The following is a 17,249-nucleotide window of genomic DNA, read 5'->3' on the forward strand; positions in this document are numbered from 1 at the left end:
CTTGTATTCTTAAAATAGATGTATATGCACAGGATAGGGTATGAAAAAAACAGGTGTATTAAATGCGGAATTGGCCAGAGTGATTGCTTCGCTTGGGCATGGCGATATGTTGGTAATCGGTGATGCAGGATTACCGGTGCCGCCGCAAGTGCCGTGTATCGATTTGGCCGTATCGCTCGGTGTGCCGACCTTGCAGCAGGTTTTGGAAGCGGTTTTGGACGAAGTGTGTTTGGAAAAAATCACGCTGGCGGAAGAAACCGCAACCCGTAGTCGTGCATTATGGCGGTTTACCGATAATTATATCCATACAAACGATCGCGTATCATTGGATGAAGTACCTCATGAGCAGTTCAAGCAGTTGTCGCGAGAGGCCCGTGCAGTGGTGCGTACCGGTGATAACACGCCTTATACCAATATTATTCTTCATTCCGGAGTACCGTTTTGACTACCGAACCCCGCTTATTGGTGGAAATGCGGCAAATCAATAAAGCATTCGGCCCGGTTCAGGTGTTGAGCGGTGTCGATTTTAATTTGCGCGCCGGCGAAGTGCATGCTTTGATGGGTGAGAACGGTGCCGGAAAATCCACCTTAATGAAAATTCTTACCGGCATCTATCAGGCCGACAGCGGCAGCGTGCGGATAGAAGGGCGCGAAGAGATTATTAAAACGCCGGTAGATGCACAAAAACTCGGTATTGCCATTATCCATCAGGAATTAAACCTGCTGCCGGAAATGACGGTGGCGGAAAATTTCTTTTTAGGCCGTGAGATTGTCCGCTACGGTATTTTGCAAAAGCAGGAAATGAAGCGGATAGTCGCCGAACAATTGGCTGCATTGCAGGCCAATTTCGGGCCGGATACCTTGGTGAAATCGCTTTCGGTCGGCCAACAGCAATTGGTGGAAATTGCGCGTGCGCTTTCCGTTCATGCCAAAATCATTATTATGGACGAGCCGACTGCCGCATTAACCGAGCCTGAAATCCAACAATTGTTTGCGATTGTGCGCCAGTTGGCAGAGCAGGGCGTGGGCTTGGTTTATGTATCGCACCGGATGGAAGAAATTTTCCAAATCTGCCAACGCATCACCGTATTGCGCGACGGCGTATCCGTCGGCACCAAAGACATTGCCGATACGCATTTTGACGATGTGGTGAGCATGATGGTGGGAAGGGCGTTGGACGAGCGCTTCCCCGAACGGGACAGCCGTATCGGCGAAGTGAAGTTTCAGGTGTCCGGCCTTTCAGACGGCCATACCGTTCGCGATATCAGCTTTGATATACGCGCCGGTGAAATTCTGGCGTTTGCCGGACTGATTGGTTCGGGACGTACCGAAATCGCCAATGCCCTGTTTGGGCTTTCGCCGATAACGGCGGGCACGGTTTCGATTAACGGTAAAGCGGTGCGGATTAAACGGCCTGCCGATGCCATCGGCCATCGCATGGCGTATGTAACCGAAGACCGCAAAGCCAAAGGGCTGATTTTAGATATGAGCGTGCGCGAAAACGGCACGTTGGTTTATCTACCGACCCGCAACGGCATGATAGACCATGCCGCCGAGCAGAAACATATTCGCGAAGCCATTGAAAAATTAAATATCAAAGTGGCCGATTCGGAAGAGGCGGTTCGGCGGCTTTCCGGCGGTAATCAGCAGAAAGTCGTATTGGCTAAATGGTTGGTCGAGTTGCCCGAAGTGCTGATTTTGGACGAACCCACGCGCGGGGTCGATGTCGGCGGTAAAGCGGAAATTTATCGGATTATCAACGAATTAAGCCGACAAGGTGTCGCCATTATGATGATTTCGTCGGAATTGCCGGAAGTGCTCGGTGTATCCGATAGGATTGCCGTGATGAATGAGGGCCGTCTGAACGGCATTTTGAATACCAAAGAGGCTGACCAAGAAAAAATTATGGCATTGGCAGCCGGAGGAAGTGCAGTATGAAACCATTGGCAATCGGTGCAACCGTGAAAAAAATGGGGCCGTTATTGGGGTTGATTGTTTTATCGGCCGTTTTGAGTGTGGCGACGCCCAATTTTTTAACATCCAGCAATTTATTCAGCGTGTTGCGGCAGGTAACTTATAGCGGGTTGCTGGCGTTCGGCATGACTTTTGTGATTTTAATCGGCGGCATCGATTTATCGGTGGGCGCGATTTTGGCACTGGTGGGGATTATTACCGCCAGCCTGATTCAGAGCGGCATAGATCCGGTTTTGGCTTCTTTTGCCGGCGTATTGCTTGGGGCGCTTTGCGGTGCGGCAAACGGTTTATTGGTGTCTATCGGCCGTATCGCTCCCTTTATTGCCACGTTGGCAACCATGATTCTGTTTCGCGGTATAGCGCAGGAATATTCGCAATCCCGACCGATTACCATTAATGTAGACGGTTTTTTTAATGAAATAGGTTCGGGCTATTTGTTTGGCACGGTGCCGACGCCGGTGGTGTTGATGTTGGCGGTTTTTGCGGTATTATGGTTTGTGTTAAGAAAAACCCGTTTCGGCCGCTATGTTTATGCTTTGGGCGGCAGTGAAGAGGTGGCGCGGATTTCCGGCTTGAAAGTGAAAAGCCTGAAATTATGGGTCTATACCTTATCCGGCCTGCTTTCCGGCATGGCGGCTTTGGTGGTGACCAGCCGTCTTTCTTCGGCCAGCCCCAATGCGGGGATAATGTATGAATTGGATGCGATTGCCGCTGTTGTGTTGGGCGGTACCAGCCTTTCCGGCGGGCGCGGCTGGTTGTTCGGCACTTTGGTCGGCGTGGTGTTGCTCGGTGTGTTGGGCAACGGTTTGAACCTGCTCAATGTGTCGGCCAATTATCAATTGATTATTAAGGGCGCGGTGATTTTGTTTGCCGTGCTGCTAGACCGCAAAAATACTTAAGTTTTAACCCAACCGTTTCTATGGAGAACACAATGAAATTTTTACGCAAAGCTTCCGGTTTGCTGATTGCCGGCCTTATTTTGTCTGCTTGTGGTCAGCAACAGGCAGAAAACCAAACACCTGCCGCCGCCGATGGAGATACCGTAGGGTTGGCGATTTCCACGCAAAACAATCCGTTTTTTGTGACCTTAAAAGACGGTGCGCAGGCAGAGGCCGACAAGCTGGGTTTGAAACTGGTTGTGGTGGATGCCAATGACGATTCAGGCAAACAGGCTGCCGGTGTGGACGATTTATTGCAACAAAATATCAAAGTATTGCTGATTAATCCGACCGATTCGGAAGCGGCTGCGGCATCGGTGAAACGTGCCAATGAAGCGGGTGTGCCGGTGATTTCTATCGACCGTTCCGTGCAAGGGGCGGAAGTGGTGTCGCATGTGGCTTCGGATAATGTTGCCGGCGGCAAAATGGCGGCCGAATTTATCGTATCGAAACTGCCTTCCGGCGGTGAGATGGTCGAATTGGAAGGGATTCCCGGTTCTTCGGCCGCACGCGAACGCGGCGAAGGTTTCCATCAGGTGATGGATGCGCAGCAAAATATTAAAATCGTTGCCAAGCAGCCGGCCGATTTCGACCGTACCAAAGGCCTGACGGTGATGGAAAATATTTTGCAAAGCCATCCGAATGTCAAAGCCGTTTTTGCCCATAATGATGAGATGGCATTGGGTGCAGTAAAAGCATTGGAAGCAGCACAAAAAAACGATGTGATTGTGGTCGGCTTTGATGCAACCGATGATGCCCAAGCGGCAGTGAAAGCGGGCAAAATGGCGGCGACAGTGGCTCAAAAACCGGCTGAAATCGGTCAAATCGGTGTGGATACCGCGCAAAAAGTGATTGCCGGCGAAACCGTTGAATCCTCTATTCCCGTTGAATTGGAATTGATACAGCAATAATTTTGCTAATGGCGGGCTGTCGGATAGATGGCGGCCTTTATAAAACCGTGTTCGGGCTGTTTGGCTTGAGCACGGTTTTTTTACGGGTGTTGTGCATCAAGCCAATGTTTTTGATATAGGCTATAATTCCGTTTTTATTGAATTATTTCTTTAGGCCGTCTGAAACCATGTCTAAAAATCCGGATGCGTTTACCCGTTTGATTAATGCTTTGAAAATTCTGCCCAATGTCGGGCCGAAGTCGGCGCAGCGCATGGCTTATCAGCTTTTACAGCATAATCGGGACGGTGCGCAGGAATTATCCGAAGCGTTGCAACACGCCTTAAAACAAGTGCATCATTGCGAACGCTGCAATACCTTTTGCGAAGGCACTTTATGCGATATTTGCGCCGACAGCAGCCGTGATCCGCGCCGCTTAATGATTGTGCATATGCCGGCCGATGTGTCGGGTATGGAAGCGGCCAATTGCCACGACGGTTTGTATTTTGTGCTAATGGGGCAGGTGAATCCGGTGCAGGGCATGGATTTAAGTCATATTGCCTTGGATAAACTGGTAGCGCGCTTGCAAAATAGCGAAGTGGAAGAAATCATTATTGCCACCAATTTCACCGCCGAGGGCGATGCCACGGCTTATGTGTTGGCCGAATTATTTAAAAACCTGCCTTATAAAGTCAGCCGCTTGGCACGCGGCATTCCGTTGGGCGGCGAATTGGAATATGTGGATGCCGGCACATTGGCGCAGGCGGTGTATGAGCGGCGTATGTTGAAAGAATAAAAACAGCATCTTGGCCGATTAAAATGGCTATGACAATATCAATCCGCCTGCCTTAAAAAATGCGCGTTTATTTACAGGCACTTTTCAGTTTGTGCTAAATAACGTATCTTATACACTATAGCGGTATCGCTAAATGTCTGTTTGCCGTTTCTTTTCAGACGGCCTCCCATATTCCAAAACCCTACCGAAGACCATGCACTATGAGCCTGATTACCGTACTCCGCCCGGCCGTGCCGCAAGATTGCGAGCATATTTACAATGCCCATCGATATGCGGTGCAATATACTTGTACCCGCAGCTACAACCAACAGATATTGGAAGCGTGGAGCAAATTGCTTACGCCCTCGGGTTATCTTGATACCATGACAGACTCCGGTAAGGCTTTGTGGGTGGCGGAATACCGAGGTCATATTCAGGGTTTTTTTCAGTTGGATTTGAAAGACGGCCAGTTAGATGCCTTATATGTACATCCCTTTGTGCACAATCATGGTTTGGGTACGGCATTGTTGCAACGGGCGGAAGAATTGGCATTAAATGCAGGGCTGAGTTTGGTGAAACTTTATGCGTCGCTCAATTCGGTAACATTTTACCAACTCAACGGCTATGAATCGCTTGGCAGTGCCGAATTACCCTTAAACCGTGATGTAACGGTGGAATGCGAGTTAATGAGGAAATACCTTTAATACGACATGGATTTTTTAATCCGTAAGCGATTAATCAAACAAGGGCGGATATATATCCGCCCTTGTTTGATTGATAGCTTACTAAATGGTCAAGAAAAGTATTCAGACGGCCATCAATAAAACCTTAATAATCAACCTTAACAGTGACCGTATCGCGATAATCACCGGCACGGTAGTCGGTGGAAGGAACGGTGGCGTAGATTTTATGTTGTTGAGTTTGGCCGCTGCCATTGCCGCTAATGGTATTGTTAGAAGCGCCGAGTGCAATATTACCCCAAATCTTACCATTCATACCGCTGCCTGAACGGAGTTGGTAGGGGACTCTGTCGGGGTTGCCGGCGCGGGTTGATGCCATTTCACCGCTGCCATTTGTATTTTGATTGGACGGTTCTAATTTAACGTTGTAGGGCACGCCTTGGGTGCAGGTAACATTAACCGCAGTCTGTCCTTCAAGATTGGTAGCGGTAGAATTAACCGTGCCGAAAGCAATATCTTGCGGTTTATTGATAATGCAGTTTTTTTCCACTTCTGCTAATACATTGAAATCAAAGCGGATGGATTGCAATCTTGAAGTGCAATTTTGGGCTGTGTCGTTTGTGACGGTTTCGTATGCCACAGCGGTAGAACCTTGAGAAAATACATTTTTATATATGCCCGGTGTAACATTCGATAAAGGTGCGTTTAGTCTCGCATATACGGGAATATCTACTTCGTCGGAACTCAATTTCCCTGGTTCGATAGTTACAATTGTATTGATTGTATTTTTAATGTTGTAGTTGGGGGAACCCAATATTTTACTGTGGTTCGGGTCGGTATAAATGTTGAACTCCAAGCGGTTATTGGTGCCGCATGTTCCGTTTTCACAAAGATAGCGTGGGTTAATCTGTGATCTTGTTTGTGCGGAGCTGCCGCCATCGGCAGCCAGGCAAACATTGACCTTTTCTATAGAGTTAGGTGTGCCACCCCGACTGCAAGAAACTTTAACTGTAGCTAAACCTTCTAACGGCTGGTTAGGGTCAATAACGTTGATTTTCCCAAAGTTAATATCGGACATTGTAACATTGCAGCCGTTTGCTGCCGCCACTTCTTGCGCCGGCAATAAACCCAAAGTGCATATTATAGCCAGTATAATATTGCGGGACGCAAAAACTTTATAACGATATTGGATCCGTGTTTGTTTGTTCATTCGTTTTATTGTCTGATACATAAGATTTCACCTAAATCGGGCAGGCTGCCGAGGTGGCTTTTGGCCTGATAGTCAATGTTAAAGCGGCATATTCCGCCTTCTTCCGGCAGCGATACTTCAAAAGTATTGTTGCCGGATACCAAATGTTCGATGAAGGTTTGGCCGTCGAAACCCACTACGGCAATAGGGGTGTCGTCTGCGTGGAAAACGGTGCTGTTGGCAGGTAACACTTGGCCGTTTTCATCTTTTAAAATCATGGATGCGGCCTGCATCCGCTTGAGTTTGAAGTCTACCGCCATACCGGAACGTTCCGAGGGAACGGCTTGAATGCGTGCGCGTTCGACCCGAATATCCTGCGGCAAATCGGTGGTGTCGATACCGATCATATTTTTTTGGTAGGCCGATAAATTAGGCACCAGCAGTAAACCGCTACTATTGGTTTTGCCGACATGATTATTAGAAAGCGATACCGGTATGCCGGCTAAGCCCGCTGTGCTGACAACGGCGAAACTGTCGTAAACATTGCGGGTGGGGAACAGCCCACCTTTCATCCATACCAAGCCGCCGCGCCAGCCGGCATCCCAGTTGGTGGATTGCGGCGTATGGTAAATGGCGGCATGGGCGTCGCCGTATTGGGTTTCATGGCGGACAAAGCCGTTCAGACGGCCTCTATTGCGGCCGTTGGCATTATTTTGTTGTTCCCAGCCGATATTCCATGAAGTGCTGCCGACACCGCTGCCGGATTTATTTAAAGCCACACGGTAGCTGTTTTCGCGGCCGCTTTCATGCCGTGCACTTACAGATGCCGAATAGCCCCTATCGAAGCTGATGGAAAGGCCGCCGTAAATGCTGTGATAAGTGTTGTGATTGCCGGAATATTTGGATGCACTCATAAAAACACTGGCGCGGCGGCCGATATTGCGGCTCCAGTTGAGTGTGCCGGTTTTATCGGTTTGATCGCGGTCGGATTTAAGGCGCAGATAGGAAAGGTTAAACGAGCCTAAAGATTTGCTGTGCCAGCCGACGGATACGGAAGCCGTGCGTCTTTTAAACGCTTCGGGGTGATAGCCCGCCGGGGCGAGTAATGCGTTGAATCCGGTAAAAGCGTCGTCGGTGCTGCTCCAGCCGGAACCGAATGTCCAATTGCCGTATTGTGTACTGAAGAAAATACTGCTTTGTTTGCCTTTATGTTGTTTGAAAAAGCTTTGCGCATGGCTGAGATTCAGTTGCCCTAATGAGCCCAATACCGTATTGGCTTCGATTCCGAAACGGCGGTAACCGCCGCCGCCCTCGGCATGAAGTTGGGTGGTAACGAAATTGGTGAGGCCGTAGCGCAATGTGCCGCTGCCGACCAGTTGCTTATCATAATCAAAAGATTTCAGGCCGTAGTTTTTGCGCAGATAACCGGCTTCTAGCGACCATTCGTTCAAGCCTTTGGCCAACATATCGCTGCCGCCGTATAAAGGCATATCGACAACGACGGTACGCCCCAGCATATCGGTGGCGACAACTTGGGCGTTCCCCCGTCCGCTAATAGAGGGCGGCAGGGTAATTTCATATTCTCCGGCGGCCACATCTTGGCTGTATTGTCTGACGCCGTTTAAATATAAATCGACCGTACCGGGCAGTGTGCTTTCCCCGACATAAGCGCGTAACGGCGAGGTATTGCGCCAAGGCTGCGTTCTATAGGAATGTTCCAGTTTGAAGCCGCCGATACGGGCGCTGCCGGAAATGCCTGTTTGGCCGGTGATCAGGTCGCCCGCGGTCATAATCAAACCTTGTTCCGGCCATACGCTGCGCCAGAAAGTATCCAAGCGGACATTACGGTTTTGGGATTTGATGCGCTCTGCCGAAAAGCGGGTACGGCTCCAAATGTGTTGGTGGCTGAGATAGCCGGCGGGTGTGGTGAAACGTGCTTCGGCCAAGATGCCCTGTGTTGAGCCGCCGCTGCTGTTGCGGGTGATATTGGCATCGTAATTGAGGATGCCGGCAAAGCCCGGTTTGGCGATATCGTATGCCCGTTCCGGTTTTTGGCCGATAACGGTGGTGGGTAGGTTTAGCCAGTCGAGTGGGGCGGTTAGGGCAAGGGTTTGCTCTGCGGCATTATATTCAATATCCAAACCGGTAATAGAGCTTAAATCCGTCCATATTTGCGTGTTACCGGATTCGGTATGGTTTTCCGATACGGTGGGTTCGTATGCGGTTTGGATGGGTTCGGATGCGGCAGGTGTTGCCGCTTCTTCGGCGGGGGTTTCGGATGGCACTGCCGATAGGGGGGGCTCGTTTGTTGTGATGGTTTCGGTGTCGGTATTCAGGCTTTTTTGGCGCGTATCTGCCTGTTGTAAAATGGCCTGCGGAACGTTTATGCCTAATGCGTATAATGTGTCGGTTTGCACAAAAATGCGCCCGTTATCCGACATAAAAGGAAATAGGCCGTCTGAAACACGGCCGTTTACCGATACTTGCGGATAGACAGGTAGCCATTCTTGAGAGTAAGCAGCTGTTTGCGGCGGATTTTGTTGTGCAGCGAATGCGGGTGTGCAGAAACACAACAAAATGCCGTAAACAGTTTGCTTTAAAGGGAAGGCAGCATTAAGGGGCTGCAAACCGAACCTCCGGTCGGATAGGGCGGCCGTTTACGGTAACCGACAACTGGCCTTGGCGCAGGGCGGCGGGTGATATATCTAAGGTGTATTGCCCGGTTTTCCCCGGCAATACATAGCCTGCCAGCCCGGCAACCAAATTTTTACCGCTATTGTCGGCCGCACGGTTGAAAACAATATGGCTGAGCTGGGCATGGGCGGCACCGGTGTTTTTCGCTTTCAGAATAACTTTGCCGCCGGATGCTTCAGCCTGCCATTGAAGTTGTGTATCTGGGTTTTCGGATTGGTTTAAAAACAATGGTACGGAATAACGCAATACAAATTGCAAACCTTTTTGAGGCTGTTTATCCGCTGCTGGCAACTCGTCGATAACCAAACGATAGGCTTCTTCTGCCGTTTTTGCCGGTTGTGCGCGGATAACCCTGAATTGCTGTATGCCGCCTGCGGCCAGCTTCACCATGGGCGGGCTGGCAATCACATCGCGGGTTGGCGTGAGCATGTCTTGGCCGTTTTCATCTTGAGTCCAACGGTAAACACGCACTTGCGCGGTTAGCGGTGCGCCGTCCGTATTGGTCAGGGTGAAAATACCCGCCCGCTGTTTGGCGGGCAGGGAAAGCCCTGTCGGGCTGATTTGCAGCCCGGCGGCATGGCTTGCGAGTGCGTAGGCGCTCAGGGCAATGCCGGTGAGGACAGGTTTGAGTTTATACCATTGCATATTTTTGATTATATTGAATAATTTTGATTAGTATTTAACCGTTACGGTTACTTTGTCTGAATAACGGCCGGCTGGTTTATCAAACTGATCGGAATTTACACGACCATAAACAATATGATTCACTTTTTCGCCAAAACCTTTACCTTCGGCTTCTAACATATTGCCATCTTGATTACCCCAAGCTTTGGCACGGCCTGCATCTTGGAATAAGTGGTAGCCGATTTTTTCAGTATTGCTGGTGTTTAATGCATTCATCTTACCGCCACCGGCATTGTCATCATCTGTTTCAGGTGTGAGGGCGACTTTATAAGGTGTGCCTTTAGTACATTGCACTTGAATAGCGCCCGAACTATTGCCTTCACTTTCTTTATCGACATTGGCTTTATGATTGGATTCATATTCGCCAAAGTTAATATCTGCGCCTGCAGAGGGTGCGGTTGCTTCTTGAGTCGGTTTGTTGCCTGTGCTTGTGACAACTTCGCAAATCGGTATGATCCGAATCGTGACATAGAAATCTGCTGATTTTTCTTCTTCAGCGGCAGCATGGCCTGAAGCCAATAATGCGGCCATAACGGAAGTGAGAGTAAAGATATTTTTTACCGTTTTCATGTGTTAAATCCTTTATTATGCTTTTGATATAAAAGCTTGTTTTGTCTAATGTGAATAAAATTATCTTGAGGCCGTCTGAAACCGAATATTCCCCAATAATACGGATTCAGTATATTTATTAAGTATATAAACTTAGAAATAATAACTATCAAGATATTGGCATTATCTTATTGTTTGCATTAAAAAGCAATTCTTAACTAAAATTAAATATATGAAGATATTTGTAAGAAAAAGATAGTTTTGGGTGGATTGAAACTTTATTGTGATAAGTATTGTTTGTTGGCATTTTAAATTTAGAAATTATGTTGCATAACATTAAATACCAATAGGAATGTGGATTTGATGATACAAAAAATACATTATTTTATTTATGGAAAGCATGAAAAGCAGGATATAAACTTTGTGGAAGCAGAATTTATGTCTGCCCGTTTTAGGTTTGGGTGGTGTGGTAATAGGATTGTAGTGTGCGGTTGAGGTAATGAGGCGGTTTCCATGGGTGAGTATGCTATTTTACTGCTAGCAGGCCGTCTGAAATTTCAGACGGCCTGCTAAATAATCGTTTTTGAAATATGCGGATGAATAGTGTTGGCAATAAAAATCCGCTGCAAATCCCCCGATGCATAGTCACTTTGCGGTACAATCCCCCTTTTATTTATCTATCTGTAAAGCCAATATGAAAGCCAGCCGATTTTTTATTTCCACCTTAAAAGAAGCACCTGCCGAAGCCACGCTTGCCAGCCATAAACTGATGTTGCGCGCCGGCCTGATTAAAGCCAATGCATCGGGTTTATACACATGGATGCCGATGGGTTTGCGCGTATTGCGTAAAGTTGAAAATATTGTGCGCGAAGAGATGAACCGCGCCGGTGCGGTGGAATTGCTCATGCCGGTGGTGCAACCTGCCGAGCTATGGCAGGAAAGCGGCCGCTGGGAATTTTACGGCAAAGAGCTGCTGCGCCTGAAAGACCGCCATGACCGCGATTTTTGCATGGGGCCGACTTGTGAAGAAGTGATTACCGATATTGTGCGTAAGGAAATCACCAGCTACAAACAACTGCCGAAAAATTTCTACCATATCCAAACCAAATTCCGCGACGAAGTGCGCCCGCGTTTCGGCGTGATGCGCGCCCGCGAATTTGTGATGAAAGATGCTTATTCATTCCATACCGATTATGAATCTTTGGTGAAAGACGGCTATCAGCCGATGTATGACGCCTATTGCCGCGTGTTTAACCGCTTGGGTTTGAACTACCGACCGGTTGCGGCCGACACCGGCAGCATCGGCGGCACCGGTTCGCATGAATTCCAAGTGTTGGCCGAAAGCGGTGAAGACGTGATTGCATACAGCGACGAATCCGATTTCGCCGCCAACGTTGAATTGGCGCCGACGCTGCCGCTAGAAGGCGACCGCGCAGCCGCCACTGAAACGCTTACCAAAGTGAACACCCCGAACGCCAAAACCATTGCCGATTTGGTTAACTTTTTAAATATTCCTGCCGAAAAAACACTGAAATCGATTGTGGTGGAAGGTGAAGAAGAGGGCGAATTGGTTCTATTGCTATTGCGCGGCGATCATGAGTTTAACGATATTAAAGCCGAAAAACTCGCAGGCGTGAAATCACCGCTGACTATGGCGTCGCCCGAAGCCATTCGCCGCACATTCGGTGCCAACGGCGGCTCACTCGGCCCGGTTGGTTTTAAAGGCAGGGTTTATGCCGATTATGCCGTTGAAAAAGCAGCAGATTGGGTTATCGGTGCCAATGAAGACGACCATCACTATACCGGCTTTAATTTCGGGCGCGATGCGGCCGAGCCGGTGTTTGTCGATTTGCGCAATGTGGTTGAGGGCGACCCCAGCCCCGATGGCAAAGGCCGTCTGAAACTTGCGCGAGGTATCGAAGTCGGCCATGTGTTCCAACTGCGCGATAAATATTCGCAAGCCATGAATGCCACGGTTTTAGACAATAACGGCAAATCACAAGTAATGGAAATGGGCTGCTACGGCATCGGAATCACCCGCATTGTGGCCGCCGCCATCGAGCAAAACAATGACGAGCGCGGCATTATTTGGACGCAAGCCATGGCACCGTTTGCCGTGGTGATTGTGCCGATGAACTATAAAAAATCCGCAGCGGTAAAAGAAGCGGCCGACAAGATTTATGCCGAACTTTCCGAACAAGGCATTGATGTGTTGCTGGACGACCGCGACGAACGCGCCGGCGTATTGCTCAACGACAGCGAATTATTGGGCATTCCGCACCGCATCGTTATCGGCGACCGCGCCTTAAAAGAGGGCAATGTAGAATATGCCGACCGCCGCGAAAATCAAGCGCAAACCGTAGCTTTGAGTGAAATTGTCGGCAAAATTAACGCGGTATTGAAAGCTTAAATATTTGTTTTTTTTGCTGATTGATAAGGCCGTCTGAAAGATAATATTTCAGACGGCCTTTATTATTAAGGAATGTTTGTAGGGGCGGATTGCATATCCGCCCGTTGTTTGCGTTGCGCTATCGGTAAATACAGCCGAGATTGTGTGGGTTTGGCATTGGCGACGAATGGATTGCATAGCAGAATGTTTAGGCACGGGCGGATATATAATCCGCCCCTACAGGCCGTCTGAAAGCCAGCGTAGGTTGGATACTTGTATCCGAAAAACGGTTGGTATGATGTTAATGTCGGATTCGAGAACCCGACCTAGATTGGTGATTTATTGATAAGGCCGTCTGAAAGATAATATTTCAGACAGCCTGATATTATTAAGGAATATTTGTAGGGGCGGATTGCATATCCGCCCGTTGTTGGGATTGCGCTATCGGCAAATACAGCCGCGATTGTGTGGGTTTAGCATTGGCGACGAATGGATTGCATAACAGAATGTTTAGGCACGGGCGGATATATAATCCGCCCCTACAGGCCGTCTGAAAGCCGGCGTAGCTCGGATACTTGTATCCGATAAACGGTTGGCATGATGTTAATGTCGGATTCGAGAACCCGACCTAGATTGGTGATTCATTAATAAGGCCGTCTGAAAGATAATGTTTCAGACGGCCTTTTATTATTAAGGAATATTTGTAGGGGCGGATTACATATCCGCCCGTTGTTGGGATTGCGCTATCGGTAAATACAGCCGCGATTGTGTGGGTTTAGCATTGGCGACAAATGGATTGCATAGCAGAATGTTTGTAGGGGCGGATTGCATATCCGCCCGTTGTTTGAATTGTGCTATCGGTAAATACAGCCGCGATTGTGTGGGTTTAGCATTGGCGACAAATGGATTGCATAGCAGAATGTTTGTAGGGGCGGATTGAATATCCGCCCGTTGTTTGAATTGCGCTATCGGTAAATACAGCCGCGATTGTGTGGGTTTGGTATTGGCGACGAATGGATTGGATAGCAGAATGTTTAGGCGCGGGCGGATATATAATCCGCCCCTACAGGCCGTCTGAAAGCCGGCGTAGGTTGGATTCTTGTATCTGACAAAACGGTTGGTATGATGTGTTAATGTCCGATTCGAGAATCCGACCTATATTGATGATTTATTGATAAAGAATGTTTGTAGGGGCGGATTGCATATCCGCCCGTTGTTGGGATTGTGCTATCGGTAAATACAGCCGCGATTGTGTGGGTTTGGTATTGGCGACGAATGGATTGGATAGCAGAATGTTTAGGCACGGGCGGATATATAATCCGCCCCTACAGGCCGTCTGAAAGCCAGTGTAGGTTGGATACTTGTATCCGAAAAACGGTTGGTATGATGTGTTAATGTCGGATTCGAGAACCCGACCTAGATTGGTGATTTATTGATAAGGCCGTCTGAAAGATAATGTTTCAGACGGCCTGATATTATTAAGGAATATGTGTAGGGGCGGATTACATATCCGCCCGTTGTTGGGATTGTGCTATCGGTAAATACAGCCGCGATTGTGTGGGTTTGGTATTGGCGACGAATGGATTGCATAGCAGAATGTTTAGGCGCGGGCGGATATATAATCCGCCCCTACAGGCCGTCTGAAAGCATAGGTAGGGTGTGTGCCGACGGCACGCACGCAATGGTTGGGATTTCATAAAACCCGCGTGCGTGGCTATGCCACACACCCTACTCATGAGATGGTTGGTTTTGTAGTGGGGGCGTACGCACGTGTTGCTTGATGATTAGATTCAATCCTATTCGGATTACAATAAACCGATTTCCTTAAAAAACCGTTCATATATCGCGGCTTTTTTATCCAAGGCCAAGGGGTAGGCGCGGGATGAAGAGGGCATACGGTAAAGATGCAATAGGCGCCCGCCAAACTCGGCTTGCACATAATGCCCGATTTTCGGTTTGGCCGTTTCAGACGGCATTAGTGAAAGCAGGGTATCGGTAGCCAGTTCACCCGTCGTCATCACCGTTTGGCAATGCGGCATGGTGGCTAATAAAGCCGCCAAATCCAACGGCTTTACAATCTGCAAAAACTTATCCGCCGCATTCCCCTGCAAGCGCCGCACCTGATAAGCGGTATCACTAATGGAAATCCCTTTTTCCGCTAAAAACGCTCGGATTAACCCCTCTTTAAACGCCTTACCGCCCGCTTCAACAAAATAATCCTTATCGCCGAAAAAGACCAAGCCGAAAATCCGCCACATATCGTTTTGAAAATTCGGATAATAAAAATCCATTTTCCAACGCGCACGCGGCGGCGGAAAAGAACCGAGCATCAGCAGCTTGGCGTTTGGTGGGGCGAATGGGGGGAGGGGGTGGGTTTCAACCATCAAATCAGCCATTTCATTGACTATTTATTTCTAAACGGATTAGTAGAAATTCTGACTTTCTTTTTATCCCCGTTATCATTTAATACTTTTCTGAAAAAGTCTTCATAACTTTTAGCACCGGGTGATAAATAGATTTTATCTATATTTTCTTTGACATTCGGCTCATATTCGACATACATCTGCTTGTTTTTCCAATCCATTTGGATTTTTTTATCGGATAATTGCGTGATATACATTATTCGGCATTCTTGCTCTTCTTGGAAAGCCGCATGTTTTACCAGATATTGAAGCGGCAGCAGAATAAGGTTTAATGTTTCGAATATTTCTTCTTTTTCTTCTTTTTTTGAGCGATTTAAGGCTGTATTTAAATGCTTAATATTGGTGATGATTGTTTTTAAAAGGGTCTTAATTTCTTTTGTTTTAGTTGATATTTCTTTCTGATAATTATTCCATTGCTTGTTAGCTTCCTTAAATAATTTATTAAAATCTTGTGTAGGATTTCCTGCTAATATTTCATGGTAAAACGTGATTTGGTCTCTGCAAGCTAAGCTTAAATAGCCTGTTTCGGGATCGATATAAATACAGCGGTAAAGCGGTAATTTATTTAATAATAGTCCGCTATTTGATTCTTTTTTATTTATTGATAGATTTTTATTGCCAATTTCAAGTTCTTTGTTTGATGCAATAAAATTAATATTATATCTTTGATCGTAATTAAAAAAATCTTTTGCAAAAACCAAGCTTACCCCCGAAGCTTCGCGCTCTTGCTCTTTACCATACAGGCGGAATTGGTTCAAACTATCATGATTGAAAGTAAAACAACTAATAAAAACAGATTGCTGTTGATTTTTTGTATTTTCTATAATGGGTTGAGGTAACAGTTCGTTTTTAGGCTGACAAGATTTTTGTAAATACTGGTTTAAAACCAAGCCCTCCATAGGGTCATTCACATTTTTAATGGTGTTTAAGCGAAATGCCGAAGGGTTTTCTTCCACTATCATGTTCCAAATAGTAGAGCCACGGCTGTAATGGGCTACTTTTAATTCATATTTGCTTTCAGAAAAAACAAAAAGCTCATCCATTAAGTCAGAGAGTTTTTTGATGATTGTTAGCAATTTTTTGAAATATTTTTTATTACAATTTGAAATTATATTCATTAATTTAATAAGAAAATGATATTGATATTTGACGTCAATATTTTTATATATTTCAATTGCTTCATCAATATTTTGTTGTTCAACCAAGAGCATGCCCAAGCTCAACAGAGCTTGGGCATATATCTCTACCGAATCCTCGGACTGAATATTGCGATATGCTTTAATGGCTCCATCAAGGTCATTTTGTTTACGTAAGGTGTTACCTAAATTAAATTGTGCTTTGGCATATTGTTCCGGCGAACCCTTATGCTGAATATTGCGATATGCTTCAATGGCCTCATTAAGTTTTTCTTGTTCGGCCAAGGCCGCGCCCAAATTAACTTGTGCCCGGATATATACTTCTAGCGAATCCTCGGGCTGAATATTGCGATATGCTTTAATGGCTTCGTCAAAGTCGTTTTGTTCGCGTAAGGTGTTACCTAAATTAAATTGTGCTATGGCATATGCCTCTGGCGAATCCTCGGGCTGAATATTGCGATATGCTTCAATGGCCTCATTAAGTTTTCCCTGTTCGTCCAAGGCCGCGCCCAAATTAACTTGTGCTTGGATATATACTTCTGGCGAATCCTTGGGCTGAATATTGCGATATGCTTTAATGGCTCCATCGAGGTCATTTTGTTTACGTAAGGTGTTACCTAAATTAAATTGTGCTATGGCATATAACTCTGGCGAATCCTCGGGCTGAATATTGCGATATGCTTCAATGGCCTCATTAAGTTTTCCCTGTTCGTCCAAGGCCGCGCCCAAATTAACTTGTGCTTGGATATATAACTTTGGCGAATCCTTGGGCTGAATATTGCTCCATGCCTCAATGGCACCATCAAGGTCGTTTTGTTTGTATAGGTTTACCCCTTCTTCAAACCATTCTTGTGCCGATTTCATATTATTTCTCCTAAATTCAAAATAAAAATTCAATGTTTCAATTTCGCAAAAATATCTACTACTTTT

Annotated in this window: 14 protein-coding genes; 7 read left to right on the forward strand and 7 right to left on the reverse strand. The window is 47.0% G+C overall.

From position 1 onward, the window contains the following. The first annotated feature begins 40 nt into the window (after positions 1 to 40). The 6 genes from rbsD (at position 41) to NXS09_RS01195 (ending at position 5,279) form a co-directional block, all read left to right on the forward strand. Positions 41 to 445, forward strand: a complete 405-nt coding sequence (gene rbsD, locus NXS09_RS01170) for a D-ribose pyranase (RefSeq protein ID WP_259290730.1) — start codon at positions 41 to 43, stop codon at positions 443 to 445. Beyond that, positions 442 to 1,938 (forward strand): sugar ABC transporter ATP-binding protein, encoded by a 1,497-nt coding sequence (locus NXS09_RS01175; RefSeq protein WP_289623047.1) that lies wholly within the window; start codon positions 442 to 444, stop codon positions 1,936 to 1,938. Before rbsD ends, NXS09_RS01175 begins: the two co-directional genes overlap by 4 nt. Continuing rightward, positions 1,935 to 2,873, forward strand: coding sequence for an ABC transporter permease (locus NXS09_RS01180; protein ID WP_259290731.1), 939 nt, complete (start codon positions 1,935 to 1,937; stop codon positions 2,871 to 2,873). Before NXS09_RS01175 ends, NXS09_RS01180 begins: the two co-directional genes overlap by 4 nt. A 32-nt stretch (positions 2,874 to 2,905) precedes the next feature. Continuing rightward, positions 2,906 to 3,823 (forward strand): ribose ABC transporter substrate-binding protein RbsB, encoded by a 918-nt coding sequence (gene rbsB / locus NXS09_RS01185; protein ID WP_259290732.1) that lies wholly within the window; start codon positions 2,906 to 2,908, stop codon positions 3,821 to 3,823. Between the two features lie 167 nt (positions 3,824 to 3,990). After that, on the forward strand, positions 3,991 to 4,596 hold the full coding sequence (recR, locus tag NXS09_RS01190) for a recombination mediator RecR (RefSeq protein ID WP_259290733.1): 606 nt from the start codon (positions 3,991 to 3,993) through the stop codon (positions 4,594 to 4,596). Positions 4,597 to 4,796: 200 nt separating this feature from the next. Then, entirely contained in the window at positions 4,797 to 5,279 is a 483-nt protein-coding gene (locus NXS09_RS01195) for a GNAT family N-acetyltransferase (RefSeq protein ID WP_259290734.1), read from the forward strand. Between the two features lie 124 nt (positions 5,280 to 5,403). On the opposite strand, the gene NXS09_RS01200 is transcribed toward NXS09_RS01195, so the two are convergent. Genes NXS09_RS01200 through NXS09_RS01215 form a run of 4 tightly spaced genes read right to left on the reverse strand, consistent with a single transcriptional unit; the run spans position 5,404 to position 10,392 of the window. After that, the gene (locus tag NXS09_RS01200; protein WP_259290735.1) at positions 5,404 to 6,465 is read right to left on the reverse strand and encodes a Csu type fimbrial protein; all 1,062 of its coding nucleotides are present in this window, start codon (positions 6,463 to 6,465) and stop codon (positions 5,404 to 5,406) included. A 5-nt stretch (positions 6,466 to 6,470) separates the two neighbouring features. Next, the gene (locus tag NXS09_RS01205) at positions 6,471 to 9,071 is read right to left on the reverse strand and encodes a fimbria/pilus outer membrane usher protein (RefSeq protein ID WP_259290736.1); all 2,601 of its coding nucleotides are present in this window, start codon (positions 9,069 to 9,071) and stop codon (positions 6,471 to 6,473) included. Next, positions 9,058 to 9,783: a fimbrial biogenesis chaperone gene (locus NXS09_RS01210; protein ID WP_259290737.1), complete on the reverse strand. Its 726-nt coding sequence runs from the start codon at positions 9,781 to 9,783 to the stop codon at positions 9,058 to 9,060. Before NXS09_RS01210 ends, NXS09_RS01205 begins: the two co-directional genes overlap by 14 nt. 27 nt (positions 9,784 to 9,810) lie before the next feature. Further along, complete coding sequence (locus NXS09_RS01215; RefSeq protein WP_259290738.1) at positions 9,811 to 10,392, reverse strand: Csu type fimbrial protein; 582 nt, start codon at positions 10,390 to 10,392, stop codon at positions 9,811 to 9,813. A gap of 673 nt (positions 10,393 to 11,065) precedes the next feature. On the opposite strand from NXS09_RS01215, the gene NXS09_RS01220 reads away from it, so the two are divergent. Beyond that, positions 11,066 to 12,781 carry a proline--tRNA ligase gene (locus tag NXS09_RS01220; RefSeq protein ID WP_259290739.1) on the forward strand — a complete coding sequence of 572 codons (1,716 nt, stop codon included), beginning with the start codon at positions 11,066 to 11,068 and terminating at the stop codon, positions 12,779 to 12,781. A gap of 1,481 nt (positions 12,782 to 14,262) precedes the next feature. On the opposite strand, the gene NXS09_RS01225 is transcribed toward NXS09_RS01220, so the two are convergent. From NXS09_RS01225 to NXS09_RS01235, 3 genes are all read right to left on the reverse strand, one after another. Beyond that, positions 14,263 to 14,457 (reverse strand): hypothetical protein, encoded by a 195-nt coding sequence (locus tag NXS09_RS01225; protein WP_259290740.1) that lies wholly within the window; start codon positions 14,455 to 14,457, stop codon positions 14,263 to 14,265. Between the two features lie 108 nt (positions 14,458 to 14,565). Next, entirely contained in the window at positions 14,566 to 15,156 is a 591-nt protein-coding gene (locus NXS09_RS01230) for a uracil-DNA glycosylase family protein (protein ID WP_259290741.1), read from the reverse strand. A gap of 8 nt (positions 15,157 to 15,164) precedes the next feature. Further along, positions 15,165 to 17,183, reverse strand: coding sequence for a tetratricopeptide repeat protein (locus tag NXS09_RS01235; RefSeq protein WP_259290742.1), 2,019 nt, complete (start codon positions 17,181 to 17,183; stop codon positions 15,165 to 15,167). Positions 17,184 to 17,249: the final 66 nt, after the last annotated feature.

The sequence above is a fragment of the Neisseria montereyensis genome (genome assembly GCF_024834045.1).
GTDB classification, from domain to species: domain Bacteria; phylum Pseudomonadota; class Gammaproteobacteria; order Burkholderiales; family Neisseriaceae; genus Neisseria; species Neisseria montereyensis.